General features: G+C 59.3%; 14 protein-coding genes. All 14 read right to left on the reverse strand.

Annotated elements, in window-relative coordinates:
• Window positions 1–103 precede the first annotated feature (103 nt).
• Window positions 104–1,384, reverse strand: a complete 1,281-nt coding sequence (locus B2A78_RS19535) for a HEAT repeat domain-containing protein (protein WP_077731722.1) — start codon at window positions 1,382–1,384, stop codon at window positions 104–106.
• A gap of 167 nt (window positions 1,385–1,551) precedes the next feature.
• On the reverse strand, window positions 1,552–2,478 hold the full coding sequence (locus B2A78_RS19540) for a glycosyltransferase (protein ID WP_077731723.1): 927 nt from the start codon (window positions 2,476–2,478) through the stop codon (window positions 1,552–1,554).
• Window positions 2,479–2,737: 259 nt separating this feature from the next.
• Window positions 2,738–3,949, reverse strand: coding sequence for a glycosyltransferase family 4 protein (locus B2A78_RS19545; RefSeq protein WP_240502598.1), 1,212 nt, complete (start codon window positions 3,947–3,949; stop codon window positions 2,738–2,740).
• On the reverse strand, window positions 3,942–4,808 hold the full coding sequence (locus tag B2A78_RS19550) for a glycosyltransferase family A protein (protein ID WP_077731724.1): 867 nt from the start codon (window positions 4,806–4,808) through the stop codon (window positions 3,942–3,944). The genes B2A78_RS19545 and B2A78_RS19550 overlap by 8 nt, the downstream gene beginning before the upstream one ends.
• A 17-nt stretch (window positions 4,809–4,825) precedes the next feature.
• Window positions 4,826–5,668, reverse strand: a complete 843-nt coding sequence (locus B2A78_RS19555; protein ID WP_240502599.1) for a glycosyltransferase family 2 protein — start codon at window positions 5,666–5,668, stop codon at window positions 4,826–4,828.
• A 22-nt stretch (window positions 5,669–5,690) separates the two neighbouring features.
• Complete coding sequence (locus B2A78_RS19560; RefSeq protein WP_077731726.1) at window positions 5,691–6,686, reverse strand: methyltransferase domain-containing protein; 996 nt, start codon at window positions 6,684–6,686, stop codon at window positions 5,691–5,693.
• A 274-nt stretch (window positions 6,687–6,960) separates the two neighbouring features.
• Window positions 6,961–8,292 (reverse strand): lipopolysaccharide biosynthesis protein, encoded by a 1,332-nt coding sequence (locus B2A78_RS19565; RefSeq protein ID WP_077731727.1) that lies wholly within the window; start codon window positions 8,290–8,292, stop codon window positions 6,961–6,963.
• Window positions 8,273–9,529, reverse strand: a complete 1,257-nt coding sequence (locus tag B2A78_RS19570; RefSeq protein ID WP_077731728.1) for an O-antigen ligase family protein — start codon at window positions 9,527–9,529, stop codon at window positions 8,273–8,275. The genes B2A78_RS19565 and B2A78_RS19570 overlap by 20 nt, the downstream gene beginning before the upstream one ends.
• Before the next feature lie 811 nt (window positions 9,530–10,340).
• Window positions 10,341–12,575 (reverse strand): polysaccharide biosynthesis tyrosine autokinase, encoded by a 2,235-nt coding sequence (locus B2A78_RS19575; protein WP_240502600.1) that lies wholly within the window; start codon window positions 12,573–12,575, stop codon window positions 10,341–10,343.
• Window positions 12,576–12,834: 259 nt separating this feature from the next.
• Complete coding sequence (locus tag B2A78_RS19580; protein WP_205780838.1) at window positions 12,835–13,989, reverse strand: polysaccharide biosynthesis/export family protein; 1,155 nt, start codon at window positions 13,987–13,989, stop codon at window positions 12,835–12,837.
• Between the two features lie 31 nt (window positions 13,990–14,020).
• Window positions 14,021–15,448, reverse strand: a complete 1,428-nt coding sequence (locus B2A78_RS19585; RefSeq protein WP_077731729.1) for an undecaprenyl-phosphate glucose phosphotransferase — start codon at window positions 15,446–15,448, stop codon at window positions 14,021–14,023.
• A 583-nt stretch (window positions 15,449–16,031) separates the two neighbouring features.
• Window positions 16,032–17,483, reverse strand: a complete 1,452-nt coding sequence (locus B2A78_RS19590) for an NADH-quinone oxidoreductase subunit N (protein ID WP_240502601.1) — start codon at window positions 17,481–17,483, stop codon at window positions 16,032–16,034.
• Entirely contained in the window at window positions 17,480–19,006 is a 1,527-nt protein-coding gene (gene nuoM / locus B2A78_RS19595; RefSeq protein WP_240502605.1) for an NADH-quinone oxidoreductase subunit M, read from the reverse strand. Before nuoM ends, B2A78_RS19590 begins: the two co-directional genes overlap by 4 nt.
• Window positions 19,006–20,838, reverse strand: a complete 1,833-nt coding sequence (gene nuoL, locus B2A78_RS19600; RefSeq protein ID WP_077731731.1) for an NADH-quinone oxidoreductase subunit L — start codon at window positions 20,836–20,838, stop codon at window positions 19,006–19,008. Before nuoL ends, nuoM begins: the two co-directional genes overlap by 1 nt.
• Between the last annotated feature and the right edge of the window lie 241 nt (window positions 20,839–21,079).

Raw genomic sequence — 21,079 nt, forward strand, 5'->3', positions numbered from 1 at the left:
GTTCGCGATTGATGCGCTTCCTTCGTCAGCGCATCCTATAAATCGTAGGCTTCAGGCCTCGAATGCCGAATGGAAGAAGAAAGGCAGCGTCGGAGCTACCCAATTAGAGGACGGTTTGCTGCTCGCCCCAGCGGGGGCTTTTCCTCTTCTCCGATAAATTCGGGACCCGGCGGCCGTGATCTTCGGACCATCGGCGCCCGGCCGCTTCCAGCATCGGATTTCCGCAGTGGACGAAATCCGCGGCCATCCGCGGATTTCCCAGCAAGCTCAGAGCATCGATCAGCCGGTCCTCGGTTCCGGACTCGCCTTTTTCGATCTGTCCGCCGTAGGTTTCGGCCAGCGGAGCGACACTCTTGATTCTTGCGGAGATCGCATCCGCCGCGCGCGAATCCTTGGCCTTCCGGAGCGCTGCTGAGGCTCCGTAGCGAATTCGCCAATCCGGATTTTCCAACGCGGCTATCAAGGGGACGGTCGCGCCGGGCCCAATCGTCAGCAACGCTTCCCTGACCGCCCGCCGAAACTCGCTGTCGTCGTCCCTAAATCCCGCGATCAGGGAGTCGACAGCCGGCCGGCCGATGCTCGCCAAGGCTTCGGTTACCCCGGACCGGACGCCCGGATCATTGTTCCGCAGTGCCGCTACCAGAGCCTCCGCTGCGGACGGACCGATCGCCGCTAGCGCTTCCGTAAGCTTGGCCCGGAACCCCACTTCGCTGTCCTTGAGCGCTGCGATCAAGGATTCGACCGCCCGAGCGTCGTTCAAGCGTCCGAGCGCGACCGCCGCATCCCACTGGACCGAGGGTTCGGCGTCTTTCAAGGCTTCCGCCAGCGGTTCCACCGCGCGGGGGTCGCGAAGATTCCCAAGCGACTCCACGGCTTCGCGGCGAACCAGAGCGTCGCTGTCGAACAAAGCTCCGATCAGCGGTTCCACGACCGAAGGATTTTTGATTTCTCCGAGCGCCTTCGCCGCTCCCCATCGGACCGAAGGCTCGCTGTCCTTGAGAGCATTGACGAGAAGCTCGACCGCCGACCCGTCCATCTCTCCCAGCGCCACGGCAACCGCCCATCGAACCGCCGAGTCGTCGTCCCTCAAGCTGCCGATCAGCGGCTCGACCGCCCTCGGATCTTTGAGCTCGCCCAATGCCTCCGCGGCTTTCCGCCGAACCTCAGGGTTATCGTCGCGCAAGGCGGCGACGACCGAATCGAAGACCTGCGGATCGCCCGTTTCGCCCAGCTTCTCTACGGCCTCGCGGCGGACGACCGAATTGTCCTTTTTGGCGGCATCGATCAAAGCACCCACTGGCTGGGAATCCTCCGCCGCCATCCCGGCGGAAACGAACCCCCAGAAGAGCAACGTCAGCCGAACTTTTCCTTGTGTCTTGCTCATGTCACCACCCAGAAAACGGACTTAGAGGGTGAGTGGGAAGCGTAGCGAGCAGCTCGAGGGCGAGACGCCCGGCACGCAAGGCCCCGGAGCGTACACGAAGTACATGAGGAGGCCGAGTACCGCGCAACCAAGCCATCGGGCTGCGTAGTAGCTTCCCACACACCCTCTTAGGGCAAAGCCCGGCGCCAGTAGGCTCTATGCAGGCTTAGGCGCCGGTTGAGAAACAAGGGCAGCTTCCGGTGCAAGGAACTTCCCATTTTGAAGCCCAGCCACTTGAGGCCGGTCCGCAGCAGGGCGGACGGAATCAGCCAAGGCGCGTTTTTCACGAGATAGCGAAGTTCCGACAGGACGTAGCGCCGACCTTCGCCGGCCGCTTTCCCGAAGGTTTGCTGCAACCAAGGGGTGCGGGCGTGAAACACGCCGATATCGAAATAGCGCTTGAATTCGTCCGCGTAGGAATAATCATGCGAATGGTGGACTTGGGCATCCGCGCGGTAGGCGATTTTCCAGCCCGACAGCAGCATTTTTCCGGCGACGAAGGTGTCTTCGTTCATGACGGTGTCAGTGGGAAACCCGCCCACCTCGAATAGAGCACTGCGCCGGTAAGCGGCAAACGAATTGGATATGAACGCGGTCTTGATGCCGAGCCGGCGGCGATCATCGAAGCTTCGCACCTGACTCTGCGGCGGGTAATTGAAAAGACGAGCATGGGCGCCGATCGGCCTGGAATCCCGATGAGGAAGCTGCCGTCCGTATGCAGCCCCGACCCGTTCGTCCGCAAAAGCTTCCAGAAGGCGCTCGATGGCATCGGGGCCGGCGAGCAAGGCATCCTGGGTCAGAAAGACGATGATCTCGGCTTCCGGCAAAAGGCCGATTCCGAACTGGCGGGTTCCGCCATGGTTGAAATCGGCCTTGGCGATGACATGCACGTCGAAACCGTGGGAACGCGCCAGGACAGCCGTGTCGTCGCTGGACGAAGAGTCTATGACCAGGCGGCAATCCGGCTTTCGGGTTTGTCGATCGAACGCGGCGAGCCAGGTTTTCCAGAGGCCGCCTGCATTCAGGGTTGGAACAATCAGGCCGATCTTGGTCATGAGAAAACTCCGAGTAATGCGAATGAATACGGTCTTGTGCCGGGAAAACGGCCGGGTATGGGAGCCTGTCCTGAAACCGGCCTAATTCCAGTCGGCATTCGAGTGAACATTAACCGTAGGGTGGGTTAGCCCCTCGGCTCCGCTCGGGACAGGCTCCGCGTAACCTACCGATTCGAGGCCGCTCGGCGGGTTACGGCCTTGCGGCCTAACCCGCCCTACAAACATGAATGCCTTATTGAAAGCGATTTGGAATAAGAGCTTATTCCGGCCTGCAAAGAGCTATTTCCTGAGACGAAGCGTTCGTATTGGAGCCCTTCAGCACCCGCCAGACCTGCTCGCCAAGCCTTACCGGATCGAGATGCGTCTCGACGTACCGTCTAGCGTTTTCCGACATCCGTTCCCAGTCCGTTCGGCTCAACGACTGCGCCCGGCGCAGGATTTCGCATGCCGAATCTTCGCTGCGGTCGAAGATGAAGCCGGCGGCCATGGCTTCGACATGATCCCAAGCCAAGCCTCTGGCGACCAGGACCGGCCGTCCAGCGGCCATGGCTTCGGCCACCACGTTGCCGAAGTTCTCGCGCATGCCGCCGGTTTCCTCGAGGCCGGACGGAAGCGCGAGATAATGGCTGTCCGCCAGCAGCGCCGCGACCTCGGCCTGTCCGAGATAACCTCGATAACGGATGGCCCCGCCGGCCTGCTCGACCAGAGCCTGAAATTCCTTGAAATAAGCCCCGTCCACGCTGCGTCCGGCGACCACCAGGCGGTCGGCTTCGCGCCGGGTCCTGAGCCAGGCTCGGATGAACGCGTTGATGCCTTTTTCCTGCTGAATGTGGCCGAGAAAACAGATCTGTATGCCTTCTCCCTCGGGATAATCCGCAACCTTCACAGGCCGGCTGTCGATGCCGTTCGGAACCAGCAGGATGCGGGCATCCTCGCCGAGGACATTCCTGATCCCTTCCGCTTCGGTCTCGCTGGTGCAATGAATGGCGATCGCTCGCCGTAACGTGGGAAACGTGAGCCATCTATAGAACAGCCACTTGTGCGGTTTCCGCCGGCGGATCAGGGCGACGTGCTCGGGCATCAGACCACCGTGCACCGCAACCATGAAACGGCGTCTCAGCAGCACGCAGAAGATGGCCGCAAGCGTGGACGGCCAGGTGGCGATGCCGTGGATATAGACGACCGGCGCCTTGACGCACAATCCGAACAGCTTGGGGATGGCCCCGAGCCCGAACCCCCAGCGCTTGAACCCATAAGACCGGTACAGACCGACCTCCACCGTATCGCCCAATCGCACGTCCGACGGTTCCAGCCGGCGGTCGATCGATTCGCTGGAGGATACCAGCGAAATCTTGAGCCCCGACTCCGCCCATGCCTTGGTCAAGACCGCGGCCGTTACCGATACTCCGCCATAACCTTTGGCGGGAGGAATGTGCGTCGAAACGACCCCTACATCCATCACATTATCCATGGCCGTATCTCCCATATGCGCAAAAGCCCCGCCATACGCCGATCAAATTGTTATAGGAATAAACGAACCTTTTCCGATTCATCAATACCGCGGCCACCATCATTTTTATCACGGGTGCGACAAACATTTTTCTCGCAATGTAATACAGCATCGACAAATCATATTCGTTCGTGAACTTCCGGATATAGGCGCCGACCCCTGCGGAATACAAAAGCATCCTGTCCGTACCGACTTTATAATTGTCCTTATCGGCATGATATATTTTTATATCCGGGTCATAAAAAGCCTTGTTTCCGGCGCGCAGCAACCGGTAAAGCAACTCGAATCCTTCGGCGCCCGGATATTTGCCCCCTATTCCGAACTCGTGATCCAGATAAAACTCGCTCCGATCCATCCTTTTCAGGTTGAAAAAGTGGGTAAACTCGACGCCCATCATATAGAACTGGGAGAAATATCTGGGCCATTTCGAATTGACGCCTATACTGAACCGGGTTTCCGAAAAATCGTAAGAACCGGCCGATAAAATGGCGATGTTCGGTTTATCCCGGAATTCCTCGACCACTTTTTTCAGAACGTCTTTTTCATAAACGCAATCGTCGTCGGGAAATGCGATGATATCCCCTTGCGCAAAGCGGATGCCGTAATCTCTGGCTCTCGAATTTCCCTTGAAATCCACTTTTATGTGGTTTACCGGAAAGCGGGTCTTGCAGGAAGCGATGACGGAATCTATTTTTCCGTCTCTGTTTTGGTCGATGACAATCAGCTCGAAATCCCGATAAGTCTGATTCTGCAATGAATTCAAGAAATAAATCAGCTCTACATCCCTTCCAAGCGTCGCCAGAATAAGTGAGCACTTCATAGCAAATACCTCCTCCTTTATTCAAGGATGACTTTCGAGCAAGGCGTCACGCCCTCCGAAGAAACCGGCTTCCGATTGGCGTCCGCCTTTGCTTGCAGGTATATGGTGGCCTCATACCAGGTGAACATCAGAGCGAACTCCAGCCCTGCGGCGCCGTCCAAAAAACCCCGCCGCAGTACAAAGTGATACAGAAATCTGGCGAATATCCTGAATACCGAGCGCCCGAGCCAAACGCTCAAGCGGCCGCGCGCCGTCATCACGGCTCCCGCGGTGGGATGCAGCCTCACTTCCTGCGCCGCTTTGCCGACATGCTTGTGCATCCATTCGATGATTTCGCCGTAATAGAAATAATGGTCGTAAGGAATGGGCGAATACGAAATACGGCAAGTATCGAGCACGGCTTCGCCATGACCGGTATGATTGGTAACGAATTTTGCGGTATCCCTGCGCACCAGTCTCGGATGATAAATCGGGTAACCCGGAGCGTAATCGAGCCGTTTCCCGCGCAGATAAAGAATCGACGGCGCCATCACGACATCGATCGAATCCGAGGCGGCGATCTGCGATTCGAACCAGTTATAGAACCTAGCCGGATAAATCTCGTCAGCGTCGACGAACAAAATCCAGCGGCTTTTGATATTGCAGCGCTGCAGCGCGAAGTTGCGCTGCTCCGCGAAGCCCGGCCAGGGATTTTCGTAAACCGTGCAGCCGCGCTCTTTCGCGATCGAAATCGTCCGGTCGGTACTCCCGGAGTCCACGATCACGATGGGGTATCGGTTGGGTATCCCGTCCAGGCAACGGGGGAGATTGTCTTCCTCGTTCTTGGTCAAAATCACGATGGTCAGCATACGATTATTCATTTCATCTCTTCCGTTGAACCAGCTACGATTTGACGGCGTATACGCTGATATACGTGCCCATTCCCAGCGAATTGACAACTTGCGAAAACGGCTTTTGCAGGTTTATCACCAGGGATTCCAGAAAAGACGACAACATCTGTCCGGCTTTGATGCGTTTTGCCAGTGCCTTCGGTTGAATTCTGGTTGTCTGTTCCATTTTCACCACCTTAAGTCCGTTATGTTCGAGCAGTAATCTCAAACCTTTTTCCGTAAAGTAATTGACATGTTCCGGCACCCATAAACAGGCATTATCCTGAGTACCGAGCAGTTTCACGTTAAACGATTCGAAATTGGGCACGGCACAAGCCAGAACACCGCCCGGCGCCAATAGTCCGGATACTTTCCTGATCGCCTGTTCCGGTCCCAAAAGGTGCTCCAGCACCTGCGACATCATGACTACCCCATAAGGTTCTGAATCCTGAAAGGAGTCGAACATGAGAGGTATCGGCTCGTCCCCGTTGAGCTCCTTGAAAACGGCATTTTCATATCTGCCGGGATTGATGCTGACGGTGCGATAACCTTCTCTTCTGAGGGCCTGCGTGTAGAATCCGAAACCCGAACCGATATCCAGCGCTCGTTTGTTTCCCGAACCGTTATACCGATCCGCATTGCGCGCCATGCGTGCGGCGTCGACCGTGATGTTGGGGAATTTCGCCTCGCGCGCGAGGATGTCCGCGACCGTCACCGGTTCGGTAAGCGCTTGGCCCGAGTATTGGTAAATGGTTTTCAGCCAATCCGCATGAGGCGGCCGATTCAGAAAACCGGTACCGCAATCGGAGCAGCGCCAGATATGAAAGGTCTCGACGCTGCTGTCCAGGGTGTACTGGTAACGCTTCCTTCGCCAAAAGCGTAGATTCTCGCTGCCGCAGGCAACGCATTCCCGCAGAATGTCTCCGTATATGGCGGAACCCGTCGATGCCAGCACCGCATCGCTCTCGTCCCAGGCGATATCAGAGAAAAAATACAGAGGTACGGGCATTTACCTAACTCCTATGGAATACGAGGTTGTGAAGAAACCTACTGCGCGGCCCGCCTCCACTCCTGCGATGCTCAACGTACTCCAATGTACGCCTGCGCTTGTCATGCCGCACGTTCCCTGTGCGGCACCCTCCGGGGGCGGCACTGCCGTGCAAATCGGCTGTCGTGCCGATTTGTCGGCGCGGAGGCGGGCCGCTCGCTACGGTTTTTCACAACTTCTGGGTTGAAATCAATTTCGAAAGGCGAATCTTCCAGATTCGGATCATCCGCTCCGTTCAACAACTCGTAGCCTCGGGCTCCGGATACAAGCCCTCCCGCCGAGCCGCGCCCATCATCCGCCAAGGCCTCGCCAGCATGGCCATGACGAAGGCCTCGATGCCGAAATAAACGGGAGCGGCCATGGCCGCGCCAATCAGACCGTATTTCTGAATCATTAAGGGTATGGCGACGGCGGCGGCGATGGCCCCGCACAAACGGCCGACCAGCAAGGGCCGCGTCCGCTTGACCGCCAGCAGAGGTTGCGAGGCCACCATCCCCAAGGCTTGCAGCGCGCAACCGGCCCCGATGATGGGCATCAGTACGGCCGCGGAGTGATAGCTCCCCGCCAGCAGCAAGCCGGCCACCCAGTCTTTCAGCACCACCAGGGCCACGACGCCCGCTATGCCCATGGCGGCCACGCAACTCAGCCAAATCCAGAAGATCTTGAACGCCTGCTCTTTCCGGCCCGCCGAGAAATGCTGGAAGTACACCGGCTGAAAAGTGCGCAACAGCACGATGGCGCTACGGTTGAACGCCTCGTTGGTCAGGGTGTATGCGGCCGCGTAGATGCCGACATCCGCCGCCGTCATCAAATAGCCGACGATATACCGGTCGCCCAGGCCGCTGAACCAGGACAACAGTTCCATCGGAATCAGCGGCACCGCATAAGCCCTGACGTCCCGTTTGAGGTTCCCCAGAACTGCCGAACGATGCCGGATCCTTTTGCTCCGTTTGGGCCTGTGAACGAACGACCAGACCGTATTTGAGGCGATACTGGCAAAGGCATAACCCAAAAGCACCCAGGCGGCGTTCGGCCCCCAGTACCACACCAACAGAATGGCGAACAGCGGCCGCAGAATGCCGTCGCTGGTCTGCCAAAGGCTGGCTTCGCGCTGCCGGCGTTCGCCGATCAACAATTGGAATCCTATTTCCCGGCGCACGGTAGCTAAAAAAAGCAGGGCAGCGACCCCGAACAACCAGGGATCCAACCCGGTCATCTGGCTGTACGCCGCCCCTCCGAACGCCAGAAAAAACACGGCGACTGTGCTTGAACGCGCGGCCAGACCGCGGACGACCCGGTGCAACGCCGACCGCTTGCCCGGTTCCAGACACTCCGGCAGCAGACGCATTCCCGCACAGATAAACGGATAGGCAAAAATGCCGACGCCGAGCGCCACGATGCCGGTCAGCAAGGCGACCTGGCCGTAAACCTCGGGCGAAACCAATTCGGTGATGATCCGGGTGCCCAAAAGAAGCACCACGCCCGACCCAACCTGGCCGAGCAATGCCCAAGAGGCGTCTCCGAAGATGCGCCGTCCCGACGAGGGTTTAACGGATTTGTTCGCCATAGCCGCGGTAACTCGCCGCCGTCGCCCGCGACGGCTGTAAATTCGGCGCACGCGCGGTTCCCACGACCGCGCCCCACAGGAACATCAGCATCGCATTCTGGGGAAAATACTCCCAAAGATTGAATGGCAAACCCGCCACGACAATGAAGGTCATCGCCAATCCCTTTTGCGGATAACCGGACATTTTGGCGGACATCCAGACGAACACCAGATAAGCCAAGAGGCCGATCAAGCCGTACCCGTTGAGCAGAAAAAGATACAGGCTGTCAGAATCGAACTGCCCCGGAAAATGTTCGGCGCCGAACAAAACGTTGATGGTATTGGAACCTAGCCCGAGCCCCCAGCCGAACAGAAGATCCGGCATGTCATTGATATTGTTGCTCAGCATTCTTTGCCACAGCGTGATGCGGCCGTCCTGCGTGGGATCGGCATCGTCCCGGCCGCTCAGCAGCGGGCTCGAAGCCAACAGCAGCGCGCCGACCGCGAGAGCTGGGGCTGGCAGCACCAAGGCCCAGCGGTCGCGGGGACGCACCGCCGAAAAGAACTGAAAGAAAAGAACCAAGAAGGAACTGAGCAGCGCCGTCCGAGACCCGCTCAGCAACGCCAGAAAGGTGGTCGCGTACATCCATCTCCGGACGTTTGGGGCTTCGGCGAGCGCAAAGAAAAGTGTGCAGGTCGACATCGCCGCGCCGAACAGATTGGGACTGACGAAGGTACCGAACGGACGGCCGCCGCCCAGAATCGACACTCCGACCAGAGGCGGCGCCCACAGCGCCTGGGCAATGGCCAACACGCCTTGCAGGACGATGTAATAACGAAGGTAAGACGTGAACTTCAGGATCACCGTCTCGGCCGCGCCCAGCCGCGCCGTCATGAAGCCGATCAGTGCCAGCGGCAGGTATTCGAACACGCGAAGGCCCGACATCGGCACCACCAGCGGCAAATCCAGAAACAGCGCGTAGGCGACCTCGAACAGCGCATAGCTCGCGACCACCGCGAGGAAAGCGAACATCGAACCAGTCGCCGCGCCGTTCCAGAACCGCCGTTCCAGCGCCGCATAGCCGACCACGACCACCAGCATCACTTCGCGCAAGATGCGCAACCCGAAGTCCTGCTCTCCGTAAACCTCCTTGACCCCGTTCCACGCCGATTCGACCTGAGGCAGCGAGGCAAGAGCCGACACGCTCACCAGAGCGATCAGAAGTACGGGTAGGTCTTTTTCGAGTCGGATTTTCATCGTTTATAAAGTTTCTTGGCTGTTTGCAGTGCCAACCAAAGCTCTCTTTAATGGTGCCGCTAATGCGGCGGGTTATTTGGATGCGGGTCTCGCCCCGCCGGCGAGATACTTTTCTTTGTGCGGCCAAAGAAAAGTACCCAAAAGAAAGGCCGCCCGAATGGCGCCCCTAATCCTGCGCTTCTCGCCTCGGACCGGGGGCGACCGAAGGGCCATCCCTGTCCCTCGGTCGCCGCGCGCGATCCCTCGCGCGCCCTTTCAGGCTGTTCCGGTCCGAGGCTCCGATGCTCGGGGTCGCCATACGGGAAGGAGACCGAAATCCTTTTTATCGAACAATGGTCAATCCCGAAACAGACTACTGTGAGGCGATTGCCGATCTCGCCAGTGGAGTGTGGATAGAGTTGTTTAAGCGGACAAAGACGTGTGTTTTCCTCCCGTTTGCCGCGCCGAGCACCGGAGCTTTCGGCGGGAATAACCCGTAAGGGGCGCAGAATGGATTCTGCGCGGCGATCGAGGGCCAAGGATGGCCCTTCGATCGCCTCTCGCCGAAAGCGAGGAGCACAGGATTCAAGCGGCAACCGGGCGGCCTTTTCTTTGGCTACTTTCTTTTGGCCGAGCAAAAGACCAATTCGCCAGGAGCGAATTGGGACAGCGGAACGCTGGCCCGAAGGGCGAAGTCCACGGACGGACTTCGCAGCGTAGTCCGCGTGCGGGGCGACACCCCGCTTTAAAACAAATCCCCGCCGAAGGCGAACATCTACGTGCTTGCCCAACATCAACCAGCTTCCTCACACTAGAAAAAACCAAAATCCTTTTAAACCGCCTTCGGATACGCATACCCGTAATACGGGTAATACGACGACCCTTCTTTCATGTCGTTCATGATGAAGCCGTTCGGCTTGATGCCCACGTGCTGGAAGCGACGGAAGCTGACCTCCAGTTCCTGCGCGGTGTAGCGTCCTTCCTTGACCACCAGGAAGGTGGCGTCGGCGTGTTTGCCGATGATGGCGGCGTCGGTGGCGCCCAGGATCGGCGGCGAGTCGATCACGATGTGGTTGTAGAAGGCTTTCAGGTCCTCCAGGATCGCGTCCAGGCCGCCGAGCACCAGCAATTCCGCGGGGTTGGACACGTTCCGCCCCTTCGAGATGAAATCCACTCCCACCTCGGGAAGGCTGGTGATCGTCTCGGCCAGAGAAGCCGTACCGGCAAGGAGATCCGAGAGCCCCTGCTCTTTCTGAACGGAAAAGGCTTCATGCAGCCGACCGTTGCGGAGGTCGGCGTCGATGATCAGCACCCGCTTCCGGATGCTGGCCAACAGCGCAGCCAGATTCGAACTGACGAAAGATTTACCCATGCCGGGCGCGGGACTGCTGATCATGATGATCTTGCTTTCGCCGCTGGCGAGCGTGGCTTCCAGAGTCGTCCGCAGGGCGCGCAGCGATTCGACCGAAATGTCGTGGGGCGCCTGGCTGGCCAGCACCGCCGGTTGATCCTGATCGACCAATCTCGCCAGACGCTTTTGCTTCTTGCTGTGCGGTATCGCCGCGTAAAGGGGAATCCCGACCCGGTATTCCAGCAGTGCCGGGTAATTGTCGTGACGCTGCAGCGAATTGCGCAGGAATACGATCGCCGCCCCCAAGGTCATGCCCAGCACCGTGGCTATGGCGATAAGAAGCATCGGCTTAGGCCAGTGCGGTTTTTCCGGGATAACGGCAAAATCGACGATACGGGAATTGCCGATCGATCCCGCGGCGGCCACGCGCTGTTCCTGGGCACTGTTCAGCAGCGAGGTATACAGCTCGGTATTGACCTGCACGTCGCGCGACAGGCTCACCATGTTTTGCTGCGTGCGCGGCAGCTCCTTGATCCGCTTGTTGAGGTCCGCCAGCTTGCGCTCGACCCGGCCGATCTGGGCTTTGGTCGCCATCATGTCGGGGTGCGCGTCCGTAAGGCGCTGGGTCTGTTCCTCGTACTTTTGTCTGAGCTGGATGCCCAGGGTTTCCATTTCCGCCGCCTGCTTCAAGAGCACCTCGGCCTCGGCGGAGATGTCGACCGCGCCGTGTTGCTGCCGGTATGCGCTCAATGCCTGCTCCGCCCGTTCCAGACGCTCCTTCACGACAGGCAACTGGCTTTCGAGGAAGGCCAATTTTTGCCCGGCTTCCGCCGATTCCCAGTTCACCGTCGCATTTACATAGGTCGTGGCGATGTCGTTGACCGATTTGGCGAGCTGCTCAGGCTCGCGCCCCTTGAGTTCGACGTTGAGAATATCCGTATCCTTGGAGGCTTCCTTGACGGTGAACGCCTTCTTCAGTTTTTCGATGGCCGTCAGTCGGCTTTCCCGGGTCAGATCGAAATAAGTGCCGGGATGGGCCTTGAGTTCCGAAACCTTGATCACGACCGGTACGGCTTCGCCCACATCGATCTCGACGCTGTCGCCTACCCGTCCCTCGCCCACCGGTTCTCCCTTGGGGTCGAGCAGTTGAAAGCGCCCGCCGTCCAGAGCGATCAGGGTGAAGTCTTTTCCCAGATACCGATCGGGAACGGTGAAATCGGCGACCTTGATCCTCTCGCCGCCGAATGCCCAGCGGTTGAAGCCCCACCAGGCGCCGGCCACGCCGTCATGCGGATCGTGCCAGCGCGCGAGCGTCTCGCCGATCAGAGGAAGATACCTGGGCGTGACCTCCACCGTCAGATTCAGACCGTCGACGACCTTGCCGAGAACCGAACGGGATCTCAGGATTTCGACCTCCCGCTGCGCCCTCGGATTTTCGGCCTCGGCCGGAGACTTGCTGGCCTCGCTGCGGAGCGGGGCCGTGAGCAGTGCCTTGTTCTTGTCGATCCGCAACAGGGCATCCGCCTTGTACGTGCGGGGCGCGAAGATCAGATAGACCACCGTCACCGTCAATATCGAAAGCAATGTCAGAAGGATGGTTTTCTTGCCTTCGAGCAACAGATCGACATAGTCCCTGATGCTGACGCTCGGCTCCTCGATCCGCGACAGGTTCGGCGGCGGGAGCAGGCTAATCTCGTTATGTCCGTGCATATTCATGACTCAATCCACATATCGATTCGGTTGAAAGAGACTGAAGTCCATTCGTATCTTCGAAGCCATTTGCCGGGAACAACAAACGCCCCTTCGATTTCACGCCGGCCAGGCTTATCTCGGACGAACCGTCAGTTGTAGGTCGGCAACCCTTTGCCGACGAAGGTGCCGGTAGTATCCATTAGCGTCGGGAAAGGATTCCCGACCTACTGCGGGTTCTGCTTCGGGAGAGAAGTCGAAAGACGAAGCGCTTCCGGCAACCGGGCTAGAACCCATAAAACGCCCCTCGGGTCATGACCTGGCTAAAGGACGACGGCAGCAACTGGTTGAGTACCCTCGACCATTGAGTGACACCCGCCGTACCCACGAAAACGATGTCGTGCGGCTGCAGCGAAAATTGTTCGGCCAGAATCATGGCATCGGGCGATTCCCCGTCGAGCTGAAAAATTTCCGGCTTGGTCTGTCCGGCTCGAATGACGTAAATCTCCTCCGTGTTGGAGGTATTGAAGTCGACTCCGTTGGATTCCGACAAAGCCTGCGCGAGCGTCATTTTGCCCTTGTGGATTTGCAGCGCCTGCTGCCGCCCCACTTCGCCGGTGACGAAGACCTTGCTGTGGTAGCGATCGGGTACGTTCAGCACGTCGCCGTCCATCAGCTGCAAGTTCTGGCCGTTATTGCCCTGTTCATAAAGGGCTTGGAGGTTGATCGGATAGAGCTTTTCCCCGCGCGACAAGGTCACGTGACTCAAATCCGCCTCCGCCGTCACGCCGCCCGCGCGACTGATGGCTTCCGCGACATTGAGCGGCGTATCCACCATCGACTGGACCCCCGGATGTTTCACCTCGCCGACCACGGCAACTTTGTGGGCCTCGAACGAGAGCACGCGGACATCGAGCTTGACCTTCTTGAAATATTTGGAAAGCCCCTCGCTCAACAGATCCCTGATTTCGGACACGGTTTTGTCCGCCACGTGAACGGTGCCGACATAGGGATAGAAGATCGTGCCGTCATCTTGAACGACCTTGCCCGCCAGTTCGGGCAGAATCTTCTCTCCGCCCGGATCGTTGAGCTCGGGGTGATCCCAAACCGTGATCTGCAACCGGTCGTGCGGCCCGACCCGGTACGGCCCCGCCCCCGCTTCCGAGCTCGGCAGGGTGAGCTTACTGGCGTCTTGCAGTCTTGCGTTTTCCCGCTCGATGATCAAATCGGCGGTGATCGGCACGATCTTGACCTTCTCCTTGACCAGCTTGCCGTCCTTCATGACCGGCACGGTCGCGTCCGAGATATCGCTGCCCCGCTTCATATCCATGCCGGGGGTCAGCGAACAGCCGGGGAGAAAAACGGACAGCCACAGCGCCAGAATCCCGGCCAGCGCCCCCGGCTTCCCGACCAACGAATTCGAAAATGACGATGCAATCATGGATGCTTACCCCTTTCCCGCAAGGCCCACATCAATAGGCGTTCTTGTTGACGAAGCCGGATACGACGGTTCTCATGGCGATCTCCAGATCGAACCAGACCGACCAGTTCTGGATGTAATAAAGATCGTGCTCGATGCGCTTGTTCAGGTCGGTGTCGCCGCGCCAGCCGTTCACTTGCGCCCAGCCGGTGATGCCGGCCTTCACCATGTGCTTCTTCATGTAGTTCGGCACCTGATCCTTGAACACTTCCACGAAATCCGGGCGCTCGGGCCGCGGGCCCACCAGAGACATGTCGCCCTTGAGCACGTTGATGAGCTGCGGCAGTTCGTCCAGGCTGCTCTTGCGCAGGAAGGCCCCGAACGGCGTGGCGCGGTTTTCGCCGGGCTTGGCCCAGACCGGACCGGTTTTCGACTCCGCGTTCACCGGCATGGACCGGAACTTCAGCATGACGAACGACCGATTGTTCCAGCCTACCCGCTCCTGGCGATAGAACACCGGACCCGGCGAGCTGAGCTTCACCCCGACGGCGATGAGCAGCATCACGGGGCTCGCCAGAATCAGGAGGATCAGCGCCAACAGGCGGTCTTCGATTTCCTTGATGTAGCGGTTGATGCCGTGCAACGGCGACACCGAAATATCGAGCGTCGGGATGCCGGCGACTTCGTTCAGATTCAGGAACTTGCTCATCTTGAAAGCGAAGCAGTCGATCACCAGCCGGATGCTGACCGGCAAATGACGCAGTTCGTGAAGCACCTGTTCCGCGCGCGACTCGCCCTTGAACGGAAACGCGACCCAGACTTCGTCGATGGCTTCGCGCGTCACCAGGGACGCCAGATCCTTGAGCCCGCCGAGCCGAGGCAGGGAAACATCTCCGGCCAGCCCTCTGGGATTGGCGCGGTCGTCGACATAACCGATCACCTGCAAACCGGCCCACGGCGATTCGTTCAACTGCCGGCTCGCGGCGATCGCCATCTCGTTCAGCCCGACCATCACGATCCGGCCTTGCTGCCAGCCGCGGGCGCGCAATATCCGGAGCACGCGCGAAAGCACCGCTCGCGAGAGAACGACGAACAGAAAGCCCAGCACACCCCAGGTCGCGATCCAGCGATAGCTGGAACCAAGCCACACATGCAAGCGGACCAGGGCGACGATGGATACGACCGAGATCAAGGTGAATAGCCAGGCTCGCAGGATGCGGACCAGTTCCCCCCGCATCGCGTCGTTACGCCACGGGCGATAAATCTGCCCGATCTCGAAGAAAATGATGGCTCCCAGAATGCCGAGAGCGATCACGACCCTATGGTCCTGATCGATGACCGGCTTCTGATGCCAGAAATAAAAGGCGACCCAAGCAGCGGCCAGCAGCATCGCGATGTCCAGAAATCTCAACAACACGATCACTGTGTGCCCATACTGTTTGTAAAGTCCTCTGAATACGATTCCAAAACCGAGTGGCATGTTCGTGAACCTCTTGTTATTCCTCGCGACATCGAGAAGGCTGCCGAGTACGGAGACAGAGACAGCCTTCGAGCATTAGCCTACGGGAGCAAGATGAGCGAACTGCCGAGGGAAAAATTAAAATCAGATGAGGATTGGATTATTTTTGGCGAAGGGTTCTTGGAGCAGTTTCCACTCGCACGGAAGGATTGACTGCAAATGGCCTGTTAGAGTGTTTTTCACCGCCGTTCAGCGGCGAGGATCGGGAAATTCGTAGGTCGGCAATCCTTTGCCGACACACCGAGTTGGCGAAGGGCTTTGTCGGAAGGGCAGCTCTGGCGCTCCCGGAGATGCCGTTTGCGATTGGAAGGGTCGCGACTAAAGCGACCGTTTGCGATTGGAAGGGGCCGATTAAAGCGTTTTCCATCCCGGTGTACAGATTCGTTCCGGGAGGGGAGAACGTAGGTCGGCAATCCCTTGCCGACAAAGCCCTTCGCCGAGCCGATACGTCGGCAAGGGATTGCCGACCTACATATCCGAATCCCTTACACCGATTCGGAAAACGCTCTAAACGCCCGTTTGCGATTGGAAAAGGATTGCCGACCTACTGCTGCGCGGCGCTTTGCTTCGGAACGTTGATCTCCGGATGCAGCAGATCGATGAAGGGAGCCGGGTAAACCCCCAGACCGAAAATCAGGAGAAGCAATATCGCCAGCACCAGATGCGCCCCGACCGGCCGGGCCTCCGGTCTCGCTTGCAGTGCGGCGGGCGCTTGGGCCATTTGAAAGACGATGCGGATGTAATAGTAGAGCCCCAGTCCACTGCCGATGATGAGCGCGCCCAGCAGCATCCAGAGCGCCCCCTGACTTCCGGCGGCGAACAAATAGAACTTGCCGATGAAACCGGCGGTCAGCGGTATGCCGGCCAGAGAGAGGAGCGCCACGCTGAACACGGTCGCGAGCCAGGGACGAGTCCAGAACAGGCCGGTATAATCGTCCAACTCCTCCGCTTCGCGATCGGCCGGACTCATCACCGTCACCACGCCGAATGCCGCCAGCGTCATGGCGAAATAAGCGGCGAGATAAACCAACAGCGCCTCGGCCGCCAAGTTTCCGCCAACGACGTTCGCCGCGACCGGCGCCACCAGCAGATAGCCCATGTGACCTATCGAAGAATAGGCCAGAATGCGCTTGACATTGTTCTGCCGCAAGGCGAGAAAATTGCCCACCAGCATGGAAACCACGGCGATCAAGGCCAGAAGTACGCTCACCACCGGAACGCGAAAAACGCCGCTTTCCAGTCCGTAGCGCAGCAGCAGGATAAAAACCGAGCCCTTGGAAACCGTGGCGAGCAGGGCCGTGATCGGCGCCGGCGCCCCTTGATAGACGTCGGCGGTCCACAGATGAAAGGGCACCAGCGATAGTTTGAAACCCACGGCCACCAGGATCAGAATGGTTCCGATGACGGAAGGAAAGGTTCCGGGCCTCCCGCCCAAGACCGCGAACTCCATGGTGCCCGTCTCGGCGTAGACCAAGGCCATGCCGAACAGCAGGAAAGCCGAGGCTACGCCGGACAGCACGAGATATTTGATGCCCGCTTCCAACGCCCGGATTTCGCGCAGCGGATAGGCGATGAGCGCGAACAGCGACACGCTGAGGATCTCGAGCCCCAGGAAGAACGACGCAAAATGATGGGCGGCCGCCAGAACTCCGGCACCCAGCAGCGCCGTCAGAATCAGCAGATATACTTCTTCCTGGTGGCCCTCGCGAACGCGGAAATACTCCCAGCACAGCACCGCCGCGACCAGGCCCGCGGCGTAGGCCATGACGGTAAAGACCAGGGCGTAGCGATCCACCAGCACGAGCGGCGTGATCAGCCTCGGCACGAGATCCGAAACCAGCGGGACCGTGATCAGCGAGATCAGAATGCCGGCGACCGTCAGGAGGAAGGCGAGACGATGATTGCGGTGTACGGCGATGGCCAGCATCACGATCACCGCCACGGCCGACAGCACGATCAAAGGCAAAAGCGCGAGAAGATCGGTTGTGGTGATCATGGCTCTCCCCGATCCGCCAAACGCTCGCCCGGCGGTTGCGAATCATTCGGCTGGGCGACGCCCTCTCCCCAGCCTCTCAAACTATTCTTCAGCCACGTATCGGAGACGTCCAGCATGGACTGCGGATACATCCCGATCCAAACCGTCGCCACGATCAGAAAACCCATCAGGGCCAATTCGCGCGCGCCGAAATCGCGGATTCGATGAATCTCCCGCGTTTCGCCGTGGAAAGCCCGTTGAATCAGGATCAGCGAATAAACCGGCGCTATGATCAAACCCAAGGCCGCGGCTGCCGTCATGGCGGCATCCACCCGGTAAGCGCCCAGCAGCACCAGGAACTCGCCGATGAAATTGCCGAGCCCCGGCATGCCGAGCGCAGCCACGGAAAAGAACAATCCGATGGCCGCCATGCGCGGCACATCGGTCCATAACCCGCCCATCCGATTCATATCGCGGGTATGGATGCGCTCCTGCACCGCGCCGGCCAGGACGAACAGGGCGGCCGACGAAATGCCGTGGGCCAGCAAGGTAATCACCACTCCTTGCAGCGCCAGCGCATTCCAGGCAAACAGCCCGACCAGCACGAATCCCATGTGGCTGACGCTGCTGTAAGCGACCAGTCGCTTCATGTCCGACTGCGCGAAAGCGAGCATGCCGCCATAAAGAATGCCGGCCACGCCCAATCCCATCGCGATGGGGGAAAAATCGGCAACGGTTTCGGGAAACAGCGGGATCACGAAACGCAGCAAGCCGTAGGCGCCGGTTTTCAGCATCACCCCCGCCAGAATGACGCTGCCCCCGGTCGGCGCCTGGGTGTGCGCGTCCGGCAGCCAGGTATGGAACGGCACGCCCGGCAGTTTTACGGTGAAGGCGATGAAGAATCCCAGCATCAGCCACCAGGCGGTATTGAGCTCGAGACTCGTCTGCAAGAGGTCGAAGTAGTCGAAGGTATAAACGCCGGCATCTCGTTGATGGATGATCACCAGAACCACCATGGCCAGCAACATCAAGAGTCCCGAGACCTGAGTGAACAAAAAGAACTTGATCGCCGCGTAAGCCCGGTTCTCGTGTCCCCACAGCGCGATCAGGAAATACATGGGTACGATCATGATTTCCCAGAACACGAAGAACAGAAACAGATCCAGCGCGAGGAACACTCCCAGCACACCGGCCAGCGTCCACAGGAGATTGAAGTGAAAAAACCCCACCCGCTCCCTGATCTCGGTCCAGGACGCCGCCACGGCCATGAGACCGAGAAAAATCGTCAAGACGACCAGCAACAGACTGACGCCGTCCAGTCCGAGATGAAAGCTGATGCCGAAGCGGGGTATCCAGTGCAGGCGGATATCGTCCAGCCAAACGCCGGCTTCGGGAAAGCCGCCGGCGAAATAAGGGATCAGCAACGCCCCGTCCACTATCAACGTCATGAGGGCGATCCAGCGGGGGGCGTTCGCACCGTAGCGCTCCGCCTGCCAGGCGAGCAGGCCGCCGACCGCCAGCACCAGAATCAGCGCTGCGAGCATCACGACAAAATCCCCAGCGCGATGGCCAACACGGTTCCCCCCGTGAAAGCGGCGACATACCAGCGCAATTGTCCGGTTTGGGTGGCGGCGAACGCGCGATGCGCATACTGGCTGGCGGCCGCGATCCCCCGGTAGATATCGTCCGCGATATCGCTGCTATTGACGGCGGCCAGCCAGCGGAACGGGTTGACCAGCAGCTTTCCGTACAGCCAATCGAATCCCCAGCCGCTGAACCAGAAGCGGTGCAGCATATCGCCCCATCGGGTTTCCGTCAGGGCTTCGACCGGGTAGGTTCGGAGCAGATAGAGGAGAACCGCGATACCCACCCCGACGAGCGGCGCCAGATCGGTGAAGATCCCGGCGATCAATCCCAGCTCGCCCGGTTCGGATCTCGGAAACACCGAACCCAGCGGCATCGAAACAAATCCTCCCAGCAAGGCCAGTGCGCCCAGCAGGATGAGCGGGACACTCATGGCGAACCCGAGATGCTCCGAAGCCCGCTCGTTTTCCGGGCCGAAAAAGGCGATGAACACCAGCCGAAAGCTGTAGATGCCGGTCAACAGCGCCCCTAGCGTTCCGGCAGCCCAGAACCAGAAGCCGTTCTCCGCATGGAAGGCGGAAGCCAGGATCTCGTGCTTGCTGAAATAGCCCGAGGTGAACGGCAGAGCGGTCAGGGCGGCGCTGCCGATGACGAAGCTCCAAAACGCGATCGGCAGCCGTTTTCTGAGTCCTCCCATGCGGAAGATGTCGTGTTCGTGGTGATAGCTGTGAATCACCGCTCCGGCGGCGAGGAACAGGAGCGCCTTGAAATAGGCGTGGGTCGTCAGATGAAAAATCGCCGACGAGAACGCGGTCACCCCCAGCGCCAGAAACATGTAACCGATCTGGCTGATGGTGGAGTACGCCAGAATCCGCTTGATATCGCGCTGGGTCAGCGCGGTGAAACCCGCGATCAGCAGGGTGACGGCACCGACCGCGGCGACCAATTGCAGCACTGCGGGCGCCAGTTCGAACAGGGTGTGGGTGCGGGCGATCAGATAAACCCCGGCGGTAACCATGGTCGCGGCGTGGATCAGGGCGCTGATCGGCGTCGGACCGGCCATGGCGTCGGGCAGCCAGGTTTGCAGCGGCAATTGGGCCGACTTGCCGACCGCGCCGCCCAATAGCAGCAGGGCGGCGAGCGCGGCCATACCGGAGCCGACCGGCCAGGCCGCGGAGGCTCTGTTCAAGAGTGCTTGAATGTCCAGGGTGCCGAGCCGCGCGAACAGAAGAAACAGGCCTATCGCCATCGCCGTATCGCCTACCCTCGTCATCACGAAAGCCTTCCGGGCCGCCGCGCCGTTCTCCGGATTCTCGTACCAGAAGCCGATCAGAAGATAGCTGCACAGACCGACGCCCTCCCAGCCCAGGTACAACAGCACCAGGTTGTCCGCCAAGACCAGGACTAGCATGGCGAATACGAAAAGATTCATGTACGCGAAGAAACGGGCGTAGCCGGCATCGTCCGCCATGAAGCCGACCGAGTAGACATGGATGAGAAATCCGACGCCGGTCACCACGAACATCATGTTCAGCGACAAGGCGTCGAGATAAAGCGAGAAGCCGGATGCGAAATGGCCCACTCGCATCCAGGTCCACAGCGTCTGACGGTAGGGTTCGAGCGAGCCGCTCAAGAACTCGATGCCGACCAGCGCCGCGAGCACCGCCGACAACCCGACGGATCCGGCGCCGATCCAGGGCACCCAGCGCCTCGGCATATTCCCTTGGCTCGCCACCAGAATCAGAAAACCGATCAATGGGAAAAGCGGAATAAGACCCAAGTAGTTCAGCACCCGTATTTCTCCTTGTTAGTTAAAGGGTTGTCCTGCTTCTATCGCTTTTCAGGGGAATGCCCCCGTCCCTCGGTTTCCTTGCGAGCGCATGTACCAATGTGGTGTACGCCCGAAGCTGCTGTAGGTCGGCAATCCTTTGCCGACGCAGGATTTATCGGCAAAGGATTGCCGACCTACAACTCTTTCGGCCTCCATTTTGCGGGGTGTAGGGCGGCGTTTCCTATACCATGTCGCAAGATGG

It is taken from the genome of Methylocaldum sp. 14B (genome assembly GCF_002005105.1).
Taxonomy (GTDB): domain Bacteria; phylum Pseudomonadota; class Gammaproteobacteria; order Methylococcales; family Methylococcaceae; genus Methylocaldum.

What these genes read in the sequence shown, in the direction of transcription:
- B2A78_RS19590 (WP_240502601.1), bottom strand. Translation starts at nt 17,483, where the DNA reads ATGATCACCACAACCGATCTTCTCGCGCTTTTGCCTTTGATCGTGCTG.
- B2A78_RS19565 (WP_077731727.1), bottom strand. Translation starts at nt 8,292, where the DNA reads ATGGCGAACAAATCCGTTAAACCCTCGTCGGGACGGCGCATCTTCGGA.
- B2A78_RS19540 (WP_077731723.1), bottom strand. Translation starts at nt 2,478, where the DNA reads ATGACCAAGATCGGCCTGATTGTTCCAACCCTGAATGCAGGCGGCCTC.
- B2A78_RS19575 (WP_240502600.1), bottom strand. Translation starts at nt 12,575, where the DNA reads ATGAATATGCACGGACATAACGAGATTAGCCTGCTCCCGCCGCCGAAC.
- B2A78_RS19555 (WP_240502599.1), bottom strand. Translation starts at nt 5,668, where the DNA reads ATGAATAATCGTATGCTGACCATCGTGATTTTGACCAAGAACGAGGAA.
- B2A78_RS19560 (WP_077731726.1), bottom strand. Translation starts at nt 6,686, where the DNA reads ATGCCCGTACCTCTGTATTTTTTCTCTGATATCGCCTGGGACGAGAGC.
- B2A78_RS19535 (WP_077731722.1), bottom strand. Translation starts at nt 1,384, where the DNA reads ATGAGCAAGACACAAGGAAAAGTTCGGCTGACGTTGCTCTTCTGGGGG.
- B2A78_RS19550 (WP_077731724.1), bottom strand. Translation starts at nt 4,808, where the DNA reads ATGAAGTGCTCACTTATTCTGGCGACGCTTGGAAGGGATGTAGAGCTG.
- nuoM (WP_240502605.1), bottom strand. Translation starts at nt 19,006, where the DNA reads ATGCTCGCAGCGCTGATTCTGGTGCTGGCGGTCGGCGGCCTGCTCGCC.
- B2A78_RS19580 (WP_205780838.1), bottom strand. Translation starts at nt 13,989, where the DNA reads ATGATTGCATCGTCATTTTCGAATTCGTTGGTCGGGAAGCCGGGGGCG.
- B2A78_RS19545 (WP_240502598.1), bottom strand. Translation starts at nt 3,949, where the DNA reads ATGGATAATGTGATGGATGTAGGGGTCGTTTCGACGCACATTCCTCCC.
- B2A78_RS19585 (WP_077731729.1), bottom strand. Translation starts at nt 15,448, where the DNA reads ATGCCACTCGGTTTTGGAATCGTATTCAGAGGACTTTACAAACAGTAT.
- B2A78_RS19570 (WP_077731728.1), bottom strand. Translation starts at nt 9,529, where the DNA reads ATGAAAATCCGACTCGAAAAAGACCTACCCGTACTTCTGATCGCTCTG.